Origin of the sequence: Rhodococcus koreensis (assembly GCF_900105905.1) — a bacterium.
GTDB classification, from domain to species: domain Bacteria; phylum Actinomycetota; class Actinomycetes; order Mycobacteriales; family Mycobacteriaceae; genus Rhodococcus_F; species Rhodococcus_F koreensis.
The window spans coordinates 7,206,345-7,219,826 of sequence record NZ_FNSV01000005.1 but is presented as its reverse complement, the minus strand read 5'-3'; the positions used below and the strand labels follow the sequence as shown (position 1 = coordinate 7,219,826).

At 66.5% G+C, this 13,482-nt stretch carries 7 protein-coding genes; 3 read left to right on the top strand and 4 right to left on the bottom strand.

The features are described from left to right. Nucleotides 1–41: 41 nt before the first annotated feature. Complete coding sequence (locus tag BLV94_RS37430) at nucleotides 42–1,055, top strand: aldo/keto reductase (RefSeq protein WP_072940435.1); 1,014 nt, start codon at nucleotides 42–44, stop codon at nucleotides 1,053–1,055. Nucleotides 1,056–1,064: 9 nt separating this feature from the next. Beyond that, nucleotides 1,065–1,577, top strand: coding sequence for a SixA phosphatase family protein (locus BLV94_RS37425; RefSeq protein WP_072940064.1), 513 nt, complete (start codon nucleotides 1,065–1,067; stop codon nucleotides 1,575–1,577). A 5-nt stretch (nucleotides 1,578–1,582) separates the two neighbouring features. Here the strand turns inward: BLV94_RS37425 and BLV94_RS37420 are convergent, their stop codons facing one another. From BLV94_RS37420 to rpoB, 4 genes are all read right to left on the bottom strand, one after another. Further along, nucleotides 1,583–1,783, bottom strand: a complete 201-nt coding sequence (locus BLV94_RS37420) for a hypothetical protein (RefSeq protein WP_043826362.1) — start codon at nucleotides 1,781–1,783, stop codon at nucleotides 1,583–1,585. 96 nt (nucleotides 1,784–1,879) lie between these two features. Continuing rightward, nucleotides 1,880–3,112, bottom strand: a complete 1,233-nt coding sequence (locus BLV94_RS37415) for a M23 family metallopeptidase (RefSeq protein WP_083395795.1) — start codon at nucleotides 3,110–3,112, stop codon at nucleotides 1,880–1,882. 165 nt (nucleotides 3,113–3,277) lie between these two features. Continuing rightward, the gene (locus tag BLV94_RS37410; protein ID WP_072940061.1) at nucleotides 3,278–7,234 is read right to left on the bottom strand and encodes a DNA-directed RNA polymerase subunit beta'; all 3,957 of its coding nucleotides are present in this window, start codon (nucleotides 7,232–7,234) and stop codon (nucleotides 3,278–3,280) included. 118 nt (nucleotides 7,235–7,352) lie between these two features. Then, on the bottom strand, nucleotides 7,353–10,859 hold the full coding sequence (rpoB, locus tag BLV94_RS37405; RefSeq protein ID WP_012688855.1) for a DNA-directed RNA polymerase subunit beta: 3,507 nt from the start codon (nucleotides 10,857–10,859) through the stop codon (nucleotides 7,353–7,355). Between the two features lie 409 nt (nucleotides 10,860–11,268). Here rpoB and BLV94_RS37400 point away from each other — a divergent pair, with 409 nt between their 5' ends. After that, nucleotides 11,269–13,431, top strand: coding sequence for an MMPL family transporter (locus tag BLV94_RS37400; RefSeq protein WP_072940058.1), 2,163 nt, complete (start codon nucleotides 11,269–11,271; stop codon nucleotides 13,429–13,431). Nucleotides 13,432–13,482: the final 51 nt, after the last annotated feature.

Genomic DNA, 13,482 nt, shown 5'->3' with positions numbered 1-13,482 from the left:
TGGTGTCGGTCAGGAACACACACCGATCATCGGAGCAGAACATGATCAGCACCACCGCACTCGGAACCACGGGTCCGGCCGTCGGCCGGCTCGGCCTCGGCGCAATGGGAATGTCCGGGACGTACGGCGCTTCGGACGACGTGGAGTCCGTCGCCACGATCCATGCGGCCCTCGACGCCGGGATCGACCTCGTCGACACCGGAGACTTCTACGGCTCGGGCCACAACGAGTCCCTGATCGGCACGGCCCTGCACGGCCGTCGGCGCGAGGAGGTGGTCCTCAGCGTCAAGTTCGGTGGGCTGCGCGGGCCCGGCGGAACGTGGGCCGGTGTCGACACGAGACCCGACTCGATCCGGAACTTCCTCGCGTACTCGCTGCAGCGGCTCGGCGTCGACTACATCGACATCTACCGCCCCGCCCGCCTCGACCCCGACGTGCCGATCGAGGACACCGTCGGCACGATCGGTGAACTCGTCGACGCCGGCTACGTGCGCCACATCGGACTGTCCGAGGTGGGTCCCGAAACGCTGCGCCGAGCCGCGGCGGTGCACCCGATCACGGACCTGCAGATCGAGTACTCGCTCATCTCCCGGGGCATCGAGGCCGAGATCCTGCCGCTCTGCCGGGAACTCGGGATCGGCATCACGGCCTACGGCGTACTCTCCCGCGGTCTGCTCAGCGATTCGCTGCACACCGGCCAGGCCCTCGCGGCCGACGACTTCCGCGCGCACAGCCCCCGGTTCCAGGGTGAGAACCTCCGGCAGAACCTCACCCTCGTCGACTCGCTCGCCGCCGTCGCCGCGCAGCACGGGGTGAGCGCCGCACAACTGGCGATCGCGTGGGTTCTCGCCCAGGGCGACGACATCGTGCCGGTGATCGGGGCACGCACCGTCGCCCGGCTCGAGGAGACCCTCGGCGCGCTCGACGTCCACCTCGGCGCCGGCGACCTCACGGCGATCGCCGCGGCGGTCCCCGACACCGCTGTCGCCGGGGAGCGCTACGCGCCTGCGCAGATGGCCCAGCTCGACAGTGAACGCGCCGGCGTGGGGCGCTAGCGTCTAGCCATGGCCTCGCACAGCTCGTCGCGGAATCGCACCCTCATACTGATGCGCCACGGCAAGTCGGCGTACCCGGAGGGGGTCGCGGATCACGAGCGGCCGTTGGCGCCGCGCGGACGGAAGCAGGCGGGTCTGGCTGGTGAGTGGCTGCGGTCGACCCAGCCTCCGATCGACGCCGTGCTGTGTTCGACCGCTCGCCGCACCCGGGAAACACTGGAGGCGACCCGGGTCGGCGCTCCCGCCCGGTTCGCCGAGGAACTCTACGGCGCGTACCCGTCCGAGGTGCTCATGGAAATCGTGCGGATCGAACCGTCGGTGCGCACGCTGCTCGTCGTCGGGCATGTTCCCGGCATGCCGTCGACGGCTCTGGATCTCGCAGGCAACCCCGACACCGGGGACGCCGACCTGATGCGGGAGAAGTTCCCGACGTCCGCGCTCGCGGTCCTCACGGTGCCGTGCGAGTGGGACGAACTCACGTCGAGCGCGGCGTCACTGGCCACGTTCCACGTTCCGCGGTAGCGGCCTCAGAACAGCTTCCGGCCGACGACGGCGACGACACCGAGGATCAGGACCAGCACCAGCGCGGACCAGAATCCGAACAGCCACCAGACCACGCCGAAGACGACCAGCGCCGGCGCGACGGTGATGAGCGCGATCGTCGGGCTCTCCCGCACGACTTCGAGTGCCGACTCGGCCTTCACGCGATCGATCTTCTTCTCGGACATCTCGTCTCCGTTCAGCGAACCACGCATATCGGACAGGTGATGTCGAGGATAGTCTTCACGGGGCGAGTGCCGTCGTGCTCGGGCGCCGCTCCTCGGCTAGCTGCCCGGGAACGTCACGACGTCGAGGTACAGCGGCATCTCGTCGGTGCGCGATCCGGTCTGCGTTCCCGTCGCGTCGACCACCGGGGCGCCGGCAGTGGCAGCGGCCTCGAAGCTCTCCCCCGTCACCCGACCGTCGAGGTCGAAGTTCTCGAACTCGAACGGAATGCCGTTCGACGCCAGGAAATCCGGCCCGTCCATCACATGGAAGTGCAGGTGCGGCGCGTCGGTGTTTCCGCTGTTGCCGAGCAAACCGATCTGCTCGCCCGCCCGCAGGTTCTGGCCGACGCTGATGTTGTCCACGCTGCCGGGCTGCAGGTGCGCGTAGAACGCGAACCGCCCGTCCCCGATCGCCTGCACGACGTGGTTCCCGCCGTACTGGTCGAGCGGCAGTCCCTGCGGAGTGGCCCCCGGAACCTGTTCGGACAGATCGCCCACGACGGCGATGATTTCGCCGTCCGACACGGCGCGGACCGGTGCGCCGTAGTACGCGTAGCTCGACAGCTGCTTTTGGTCGCCGGTGTAGATGCGACCCTGCTCGTCGAGTTGGACGAAATCGATCGCGAAACGCTCGGCCGCCAGCATCCGGCCGTTGATCGGCAGCACGGCGGCGCGGTGGGAGGTGACCGTGCAGCAGCCGGTGCCGTCGAGCCAACGCGGACCGTCGAGCGGCGAGCGGATCCGGACGGCCTCGCGGGTGTCGACGTTCGTGTCCGCCACGTTCTCGGCGAGTTGCTTCGGCACGAGCGACGTCGCCTGCGGGAAGTCGACGTTCACGACGTGGTCGAGGCTGCGCGGCACGTCGTCGGGACTGTCGAGGGTCGCGTCGATCCACACCAGCCCCTGCTGTCCGGGGGCGAGGACGTTGCCTGCCTTCGGACCGCCGCCCAGGGCCTGGAACCACGGTGTCAGCGCATCGCCGCTCAGGTCCACCAGTGTGCGGCCGTCACCTTTCACCTGCAGCGATGTGATCGTCGCCGGCTGCGAACCGGTGTTCGTCAGCCGCAGTTCGTAGGCCAGGTGCACGCGGCCGTCGCTGCCCGTCACCGGGATCGGTGCGGCCACCACGTCCGCGACCACCGGGGTGATCACCGCGGGGGTGCCGGACGAGGCCGGCGCCGCAGACGACGTCGCCTCGCTCTGCTGGGTGTCCGAGGCCGTGCAGGAGGTCGCGACTCCCACGACGGCGGCGAGTGCGAGCGCGACGGCGAACCTCGACCGGGCCATCATTCGACGCTAGCAACGCTGAACATCCTGCGACAAGGCTCGAAACGGCTGGAGGCACCGAAACCAGATGAAGGCCCCACCCCCGAAGAGAGAGGGGTGGGGCCTTCGTCCGTTGGTGAGTGCTCAGCGAGTCCGGGGACTCGTCAACCACTCACAGGCGCGGAGCGCCTACCGGTAATCGTTGCTGAAACCGTAGTCGTCCAGCGGCACCGCGGCACCGGTGTTCTGGCCGAAGCCGTCCGGGCTGTAGTACTGGTCGTCGTAGGACGGAACCGCGTACGCAGCAGCGCGGGCCTCTTCGGTCGGCTGAACCTGGATGTTGCGGTAACGGTTGATACCGGTACCGGCAGGGATCAGCTTTCCGATGATCACGTTTTCCTTCAGACCGATCAGCTTGTCGCTGCGGCAGTTGATCGCCGCATCGGTCAAGACGCGAGTGGTCTCCTGGAACGACGCCGCGGACAGCCACGAGTCGGTCGCCAGCGATGCCTTGGTGATACCCATCAGCACCGGACGTCCGGCTGCCGGCTCGCCACCCTCGGCGACGACACGGCGGTTGGCCGCCTCGAAGTCGGCACGCTCGGTCAGCGAACCGGGCAGGAACTCCGTGGCGCCCGAATCGATGATCGTCACGCGACGCAGCATCTGGCGCACGATGACCTCGATGTGCTTGTCGTGGATCGACACACCCTGGCTCCGGTACACCTCCTGGACCTCGTTGACGAGGTGGATCTGCACCTGACGGGGGCCCATGACACGCAGCACCTCGTGCGGATCGGCAGCACCTTCCATGAGCTGCTGACCGACCTCGACGTGGTCACCGTCGGCCAGAAGGCGTTCGGTGCCGTCGTCGTGCTTGAAGACACGCAGACGCTGACGCTTCGAGAGCTTGTCGTAGACAACCTCTTCGCCACCGTCGTCCGGGACGATGGTGATCTTGTAGAAGCGGTCGCCGTCCTCGAGCTGCACGCGTCCGGTGACGTCGGCGATCGGGGCCTTGCCCTTGGGGACGCGGGCCTCGAACAGCTCCTGGACACGCGGCAGACCACCGGTGATGTCTTCTCCGGCGACACCACCCTGGTGGAAGGTACGCATGGTCAGCTGAGTACCGGGCTCACCGATGGACTGGGCGGCGACGATACCGACGGCCTCACCGATGTCGACCAGCTTGCCGGTGGCCATCGAACGGCCGTAGCAGGTGGCGCAGACGCCGGTGCCCGTGGTGCAGGTGAGCACCGAACGGACCTTGACCTTAGTGATGCCTGCCTCGAGCAGTGCGTCGATTGCCGGGTCGCCCAGGTCGTGTCCGCGCTGGACGATGACGTTGCCGTTCTCGTCCACCGCATCGGCTGACAGGGTACGAGCGTACGTGCTCGTCTCCACGTGAGCGTCGCGGATCATCGAGCCGTCGGCCTGCTTCTCCGCGATCGTGGTGATGATGCCCCGCTCGGTTCCACAATCCTCCTCGCGGACGATGACGTCCTGCGAGACGTCCACCAGACGACGGGTCAGGTAACCCGAGTCGGCGGTGCGGAGCGCGGTGTCGGCCAGACCCTTACGGGCACCGTGCGTGTTGATGAAGTACTCGAGAACGGTCAGGCCTTCCTTGAAGGAAGACTTGATCGGACGCGGGATGAACTCACCCTTCGGGTTGGTCACCAGACCCTTCATACCGGCGAGCGAACGAACCTGAGTCATGTTGCCGGCGGCGCCGGACTTCACGATCATCGGGATCGGGTTGTCGTCGGGGAAGTGGGCCTCCATGGCCTTACCGACCTCGTCGGTGGCCTCGGACCAGATCTTGACCAGAGCGCTGTTGCGCTCGGTCTTGTTCAGAGCACCACGCTGGTACTTCTTCTCGATCTGATCGGCCTGAGCTTCGAAGGACTCCATGATCTGAGCCTTCTCCGGCGGCACGAGGACGTCGGAGATCGAGACCGTGACACCCGAACGCGTGGCCCAGTAGAAGCCGGCGTCCTTCAGCTTGTCGACGGTCTGCGCGACCACGATCATGGGGTAGCGCTCGGCGAGATCGTTGATGATCGTCGCCTGACGCTTCTTCGGCATCTGCTCGTTGACGAACGGGTAGTCCGCCGGCAGCAGCTCGTTGAAGAGCACGCGACCCAGCGTCGTCTCCGCGGTCCAGCCGTCACCGTAGTTCCAGCCTTCGGGGAACAGCTCCGACTCGATGTCGCGGGGCGGGCGCTGCTGCGTGAGCCGCACCTTGATCTTCGCCTGCACGACGAGCGCGCCACGATCGACGGCCATCTGAGCCTCGGCGGGCGAGGAGTACACGCCCTGCTCCGCCTCGTCGTTCGTCGACGCGGCGAGTTCGCCGGTGGCACCCTCGTCCAACCGGGTCAGGTGGTACAGACCGGTGACCATGTCCAGACGGGGCATGGCGAGCGGTCGACCCGACGCGGGCGACAGGATGTTGTTCGACGACAGCATCAGGATGCGTGCCTCGGCCTGCGCCTCCGCGGACAGCGGAAGGTGCACGGCCATCTGGTCACCGTCGAAGTCGGCGTTGAAGGCCTCACACACCAGCGGGTGGAGCTGAATGGCCTTGCCCTCGACCAGCTGCGGCTCGAAGGCCTGGATGCCCAGGCGGTGCAGCGTCGGTGCACGGTTCAGCAGCACGGGGTGCTCGGCGATGACCTCTTCGAGGACGTCCCACACCTGTGCGCGCTGACGTTCCACCATGCGCTTGGCGGACTTGATGTTCTGCGCGTGGTTCAGGTCGACCAGGCGCTTCATCACGAACGGCTTGAACAGCTCGAGAGCCATCAGCTTCGGCAGGCCGCACTGGTGCAGCTTGAGCTGCGGACCGACGACGATGACGGAACGACCCGAGTAGTCGACGCGCTTACCGAGCAGGTTCTGACGGAAACGACCCTGCTTGCCCTTGAGCAGGTCGCTCAGGGACTTCAGCGGGCGGTTACCGGGACCCGTGACGGGGCGGCCGCGACGGCCGTTGTCGAACAGCGCGTCCACGGACTCCTGCAGCATCCGCTTCTCGTTGTTGACGATGATCTCGGGGGCACCGAGGTCGATCAGTCGCTTGAGGCGGTTGTTGCGGTTGATGACGCGGCGGTACAGGTCGTTCAGGTCGGAGGTGGCGAAGCGGCCACCGTCGAGCTGAACCATCGGACGCAGCTCCGGCGGGATCACCGGGACGGCGTTCAGAACCATGCCCATGGGCGAGTTCTGGTTGACCTGGAAGGCTGCGACGACCTTGAGACGCTTCAGTGCGCGGAGCTTCTTCTGCCCCTTGCCGCTGCGGATGGTCTCGCGGAGGTTCTCGGCCTCGGCGTCGATGTCGAAGCTCTCCATGAGCTTCTGGATCGACTCGGCACCCATGGCGCCCGTGAAGTACTCGCCGTAGCGGTCGACGAGTTCGCGGTACAGCAGTTCGTCGACGATGAGCTGCTTGACGCTGAGCTTGGTGAACGTGGTCCAGATCTCGTCGAGACGATCCAGCTCGCGCTGCGCGCGGTCACGGAGCTGACGCATCTCGCGCTCGCCGCCGTCCTTGACCTTGCGGCGGACGTCGGACTTGGCGCCCTCCGCCTCCAGCTCGGCGATGTCGGCTTCGAGCTTCTGAGCGCGGGCCTCGAGGTCGGCGTCGCGCTGATCGGCGACGGTCTTCTTCTCGACCTGCATCTCGGCTTCGAGCGTGGACAGCTCGTTGTGACGCAGTTCCTCGTCGACACCGACGATGACATACGCGGCGAAGTAGATGATCTTCTCGAGATCCTTCGGCGCCAGGTCGAGCAGGTAGCCGAGACGGCTGGGCACGCCCTTGAAGTACCAGATGTGGGTGACCGGGGCAGCCAGTTCGATGTGGCCCATGCGCTCACGACGAACCTTGGCGCGGGTCACCTCGACGCCGCAGCGCTCACAGATGATGCCCTTGAAGCGGACACGCTTGTACTTGCCGCAGTAGCACTCCCAGTCCCGGGTGGGGCCGAAGATCTTCTCGCAGAAGAGGCCGTCCTTCTCGGGCTTGAGCGTGCGGTAGTTGATGGTCTCCGGCTTCTTGACCTCGCCGTAGGACCAATTGCGGATGTCCTCTGCACTGGCGAGGCCAATGCGGAGTTCATCGAAGAAGTTGACGTCGAGCACGTAACTTCCTTTCCCCAGAGGGATTGTGGATCAACGGTCACCCGCCGATTCCTGACTGCCAATTCAAATGTGAACTACGCCCCCGGGGCACGGATTTCCGTGACCCGGGGACCGAAAACTAGTTCGCGAGGTCGTCGACCGTCGCCGCCTCGTTCCGGGACAGGTTGATGCCCAGGTTCGCTGCGGCCCGCTCCAGGTCCTCGTCGTCGCCGTCCGCCATCGCGATGGCCGCGCCGTCCGAGGACAGCACCTCCACGTTGAGGCAGAGCGACTGGAGCTCCTTCAGGAGCACCTTGAACGACTCGGGGATACCCGGCTCGGGGATGTTCTCGCCCTTGACGATGGCCTCGTACACCTTGACTCGACCCACCACGTCGTCGGACTTGATGGTGAGCAGTTCCTGCAGCGTGTATGCCGCGCCGTAGGCCTGCATCGCCCAGCACTCCATCTCACCGAAGCGCTGGCCACCGAACTGGGCCTTACCGCCGAGCGGCTGCTGGGTGATCATCGAGTACGGACCGGTCGACCGAGCGTGGATCTTGTCGTCGACCAGGTGGTGCAGCTTGATGATGTACATGTAGCCGACCGAGACCGGGTACGGGAACGGCTCGCCGGAACGGCCGTCGAACAACGTGGCCTTTCCGTCGGACGCGACCATGACCTCGCCGTCGCGGTTCGGCAGCGTCGAACCGAGGAGACCGGTGAGCTCGTCTTCCTTGGCGCCGTCGAACACGGGGGTGGCGATGTTGGAGTCGGAAGGCGCCGACAGCATCTCCTCCGGCAGCTGCTCCGCCCAATCGGGCCGGGAGCCGTCGCCGGCGATCTGAACGTTCCAGCCGGTCTTGCCGATCCACCCGAGGTGGGTCTCCAAGATCTGACCGATGTTCATACGACGCGGAACACCGTGGGTGTTCAGGATGATGTCGATCGGCGTGCCGTCGGGCAGGAACGGCATGTCCTCCTGCGGGAGGATCTTGCCGATGACGCCCTTGTTGCCGTGGCGGCCGGCGAGCTTGTCGCCGTCCTGGATCTTGCGCTTCTGTGCCACGTAGACGCGGACCAGCTCGTTGACACCGGGGGGCAGATCGTCGTCGTCGTCGCGCGAGAACACGCGGATGCCGATGACCTTGCCGGTCTCACCGTGGGGAACCTTCAGCGACGTGTCGCGAACCTCGCGGGCCTTCTCACCGAAGATGGCGCGCAGCAGGCGCTCCTCCGGGGTCAGCTCGGTCTCGCCCTTCGGCGTGACCTTTCCGACCAGCACGTCGCCGTCACGAACCTCGGCACCGATACGGATGATGCCGCGCTCGTCGAGGTCGGCGAGGACCTCGTCGGAGACGTTCGGGATGTCGCGAGTGATCTCCTCGGCACCGAGCTTGGTGTCGCGGGCATCGATCTCGTGCTCCTCGATGTGGATCGAGGTGAGGACGTCCTCTTCCACGAGGCGCTGCGACAGGATGATCGCGTCCTCGTAGTTGTGGCCTTCCCACGGCATGATCGCGACGAGCAGGTTCTTGCCGAGCGCCATCTCACCGTTCTCGGTGCAGGGGCCGTCGGCGAGGACCTGTCCGGACTCGACACGCTGTCCCTCGTCCACGATCGGACGCTGGTTGGCGCAGGTGCCCTGGTTGGAACGCGCGAACTTGCGCATCCGGTACGTCTTGCGGCTGCCGTCGTCGGCCATGACCGTGACGTAGTCGGCGGAGACCTCTTCGACGACACCGGTCTTCTCGGTGACGATGACGTCGCCCGCGTCGACGGCGGCACGCAACTCCATGCCGGTACCGACCAGCGGGGCCTCGCTGCGAACGAGCGGCACCGCCTGACGCTGCATGTTCGCGCCCATCAGGGCGCGGTTGGCGTCGTCGTGCTCGAGGAACGGGATCATCGCGGTCGCGACGGACACCATCTGCCGCGGCGAGACGTCCATGTAGTCGATCTCGGCGGACGAGACGAACTCGACCTCGCCGCCCTTACGACGGACCAGAATGCGATCGTCGGTGAAGTGACCGTTGGCGTCGACGGCCGAGTTGGCCTGTGCGACGACGTGGCGGTCCTCTTCGTCCGCGGTCAGGTAGTCGACCTGGTCGGTGACCTGGCCACCCTCGACCTTGCGATACGGCGTCTCGATGAATCCGAACGGGTTGACCCGTGCGTACACCGACAGCGAACCGATCAGACCGATGTTCGGACCTTCGGGGGTCTCGATCGGGCACATGCGGCCGTAGTGCGACGGGTGAACGTCTCGCACCTCGAGGCCGGCACGCTCACGGGACAGACCACCCGGGCCGAGGGCGGACAGACGACGCTTGTGCGTCAGCCCCGACAGCGGGTTGTTCTGGTCCATGAACTGCGACAGCTGGGACGTTCCGAAGAACTCCTTGATCGCAGCCACGACGGGCCGGATGTTGATCAGCGTCTGCGGCGTGATCGCCTCGACGTCCTGGGTGGTCATGCGCTCACGAACCACGCGCTCCATGCGGGACAGGCCCACGCGGATCTGGTTCTGGATGAGCTCACCGACCGTGCGCAGACGACGGTTGCCGAAGTGGTCGATGTCGTCGACCTCGACGGGCACCGCGACGCCGCCGGGGGCGGTCATCTCGGTGTCACCGGCGTGCAGGCGCACCAGGTACTCGATGGTGGCGACGATGTCTTCCTCGGTGAGGGTCGACGCGACGATCGGCTGCCCGGTGTTCAGGCCCAGCTTCTTGTTGATCTTGTAGCGGCCCACGCGAGCCAGGTCGTAGCGCTTGTCCTTGAAGAACAGGTTCTCCAGGAGCGTCTGGGCGCTCTCCTTGGTCGGCGGCTCGCCCGGACGCAGCTTGCGGTAGATGTCGAGCAGCGCCTCGTCGGTGCCTGCGGTGTTGTCCTTCTCGAGGGTCGCCATGAGGATCTCCGAGAAGCCGAAGCGCTCGGCGATCTGCTCGGTGGTCCAGCCGAGGGCCTTCAGCAGCACGGTGACGGGCTGGCGGCGCTTGCGGTCGATGCGGACGCCGACCGTGTCGCGCTTGTCCACGTCGAACTCGAGCCATGCACCACGGCCCGGGATGACCTTGACGCTGTGCAGGTCCTTTTCGGTGCCCTTGTCGACGGAGTGGTCGAAGTAGACGCCGGGGGAACGCACCAGCTGCGAGACCACGACACGCTCGGTGCCGTTGATGATGAACGTGCCCTTGTCGGTCATCATCGGGAAGTCGCCCATGAAGACCGTCTGGCTCTTGATCTCACCGGTGTTGTTGTTGATGAACTCCGCGGTGACGAACAAAGGCGCCGCGTAGGTCATGTCCTTGTCTTTGCACTCGTCCGTCGAGGCCTTCACCTCGTCGAAGCGCGGGTCCGAGAAGGACAGAGACATCGAGCCCGAGAAATCCTCGATCGGGGAAAGCTCCGCGAGAATGTCCTCGAGACCGCCGGAGATTGCGCTGTCGCCACGAGCGGCGGCGCGTTCGCGCCAGCTCTGCGCACCGATCAACCACTCGAACGAATCGGTTTGTAGATCAAGAAGCCCGGGAACTTCGAGGGGTTCGCGAATCTTTGCGAACGAAACCCTCTTCGGGGCTCCGGGGATTCCGGAAACTGCCTTGGTCTGGCTAGAGACTGCCAAGATGCGTCCTTCCAGCACCTCACGCGGGCCGCTCTTGCTGTTGCGACCGCCGCTGTATCTGCTTCGAATTTCGCTGGTCACAACCCGAACGAAACTCGTCACAGTTGCTGAAGAGTGAATCACTTCGCAGCGGTACGGACGAGAGGTGGACAGGAGGCAGCCAGCGCAACGTCCAAAAGTACACCCAAACTCGGTAGATGTCGAGTCGGGCACCCGAAACAGCACCCAGCCGGGCGCTCGGCCACGCGTCACTGCGCATGTTCACGCATCAGAGTGACGCGTGATCATCGCGGCGTCAAGAGTCTGAGGGCGTGTCGTGTCGTTTCGCGAGGCCCGCGGCTCGTCCCGGCACCCCTTTCCAGCTGCGGACGGGCGGTGAACAATATGCCCACGCGATCGCCGTCGATTTCTCGAGGGAAGCAGAGCCGTGACGCGCTGGAGTTCGTTCGTCGTCGCCAGACCGAAGCTGGTTCTCGCCGCCACGGTGCTGCTGGTGCTGCTCGGCGGGGCGTGGGGTTCGGGGGTGTTCGACCGGCTCAGCCTCGGCGGGTACACCGACCCGGGCAGCGAGTCCGCGCGCGTCGAGCGCCTGATCGAGGGGGCTTTCGGCAGACAGACCCCCGATCTGGCGGTGACCTACCACGCGCGTCCGGGTTCGACGATCGACGACCTCGGCCCCGAAGTCGCCGCCCACCTCGCGCGGATCGACCCCGGCGTGCTCGCCGACACTCCCCTGTCGTACTGGTCCGCGCCGCCCCAGGCGAAGGAGTTCCTGCGGTCCACCGACGGCACCGAGGGACTCGTGGTGCTGTCGCTGAGCGGCGACGAGAACACTCGGATCTCCGCGTACCACGACCTCCGGCCGCTGCTGGTCATCGACGGCACGGCCGCGGAGTTCAGCGGTTTCAGCGCCGCCGCCAACGCCTTCAACGAGGTGTCCGAGAGCGACCTATTGCGGGCCGAGGCGGTGTCGTTCCCGATCCTGCTACTCCTGCTCCTCGTCATCTTCGGCGGCCTCGTCGGCGCGGCCGTACCGCTGTGCGTCGGCGGTCTCGCGATTCTCGGCGCCCTCGGCGCTCTGCGGGTGATCTCGTACTTCACCGAGGTCAGCGCATTCTCGGTGAACATCGCGAGTCTCGTCGGGCTGGGCATGTCGATCGACTACGGACTGTTCGTGGTGACCCGGTTCCGTGAGGAACTGCGGTCCGGCGCCGGCACCGACGACGCCGTCCGCCGGACGCTCGCCACCGCGGGCCGGACCGTGGGGTTCTCCGCTCTCCTGCTGGTGTGCGGTTTCGTGGGCATGCTCGTGTTTCCCCAGGCCATCGTGCGGTCCTTCGCCTACGGCGGGATGGCGGCCATCGCGATTGCCGCGGTGCTGACGCTGTCGGCACTGCCCGCCGCCCTCGTACTGCTCGGGCCTCGCATCAACTCGCTGACCTGGCGACGGGGAGTGGTCGAACGCGGCGAGGACCGGGCGCACCGGTTCTGGGGCGGCGTCGCCGAACGCGTGATGCGGCGGCCCGTCCCGATTGCGACGGCGATCGTCGCGGCGCTGCTGGTGCTTGCCGCGCCCCTGGCAGGCGCGTCGCTGGGTGATCTCGATCACACCGGACTGCCGGCGGGTCATCCACTCCGGGTCGCCGTCGACGATCTCGCCGCAGATTTCCCGCTCGCCAACAACGGGGCGACACTCGTGCTGCAGGACAGCGACGGCAAGGCGCCGCCGCCGGCCGCCACGGCAGAGTTCTTCGCAGCGACCGCCGCGGTCGCCGGGGTCCAGCGGGTGGTGCCGGTCGGCGCCACCGACACGTTCGTCGCCATCCGGGCCGTCTTCGACGACGCGGACCGGACCGCGGGGGCCATGGCGACGGCCGCCGCCCTGCGCGACCTCCCCACCCCGGACGGAACCGAGAAGATGCTGGGTGGCGTGAACGCCCTGACCGCCGACGGACTGGACGCGATGGGCGCCCGGCTGCCGTGGATGATCGGAATCATGGTGGCCGTCACCTTCGTGCTGATGCTGCTCGCGTTCCGGTCCGTGGTGCTCCCCCTGAAGGCGATCGCCATGGCCACCCTCAGCCTCGCCGCCTCGTTCGGTGTGCTCACGTGGATCTTCGAGGACGGTCACGGCGCAGATTTTCTCGGCGTGACGCCGGGGCCCCTGCCCGCGACGATGGTGGTCCTCATCATCGCGGTGGTCTTCGGGCTCTCCACCGACTACGAGATCTTCCTGTTGTCGCGGATGGTCGAGGCCCACGACGCGGGCGCGTCGACCGAGGAGGCCGTGCGGATCGGCACGGCGCACACCGGACGCATCGTGACGGCGGCGGCCGCGCTGCTGATCGTCGTCACCGGAGCGTTCACGCTCTCGGAACTGACGATGATGCGGTTCATCGGTCTCGGCATGATCATCGCGCTGCTCATCGACGCCACCGTCATCCGCATGATGCTGGTGCCCGCGCTGGTGAAGTTGATGGGCGAGGCCAATTGGTGGGCACCGGGATTCCTGGCACGGAAGCCGGCCACCCCTGGGCCATCCGACCGCCCGAAACCGTCACCACAGCAAGGGATTCCCATTCAATCGTGAAGACGTCCCGATTCCCGGAACCGATTCACTCTGCCCGAGAACTCAATTCGA

What these genes read in the sequence shown, in the direction of transcription:
- BLV94_RS37430 (WP_072940435.1), top strand. Translation starts at nt 42, where the DNA reads ATGATCAGCACCACCGCACTCGGAACCACGGGTCCGGCCGTCGGCCGG.
- BLV94_RS37425 (WP_072940064.1), top strand. Translation starts at nt 1,065, where the DNA reads ATGGCCTCGCACAGCTCGTCGCGGAATCGCACCCTCATACTGATGCGC.
- BLV94_RS37420 (WP_043826362.1), bottom strand. Translation starts at nt 1,783, where the DNA reads ATGTCCGAGAAGAAGATCGATCGCGTGAAGGCCGAGTCGGCACTCGAA.
- BLV94_RS37415 (WP_083395795.1), bottom strand. Translation starts at nt 3,112, where the DNA reads ATGATGGCCCGGTCGAGGTTCGCCGTCGCGCTCGCACTCGCCGCCGTC.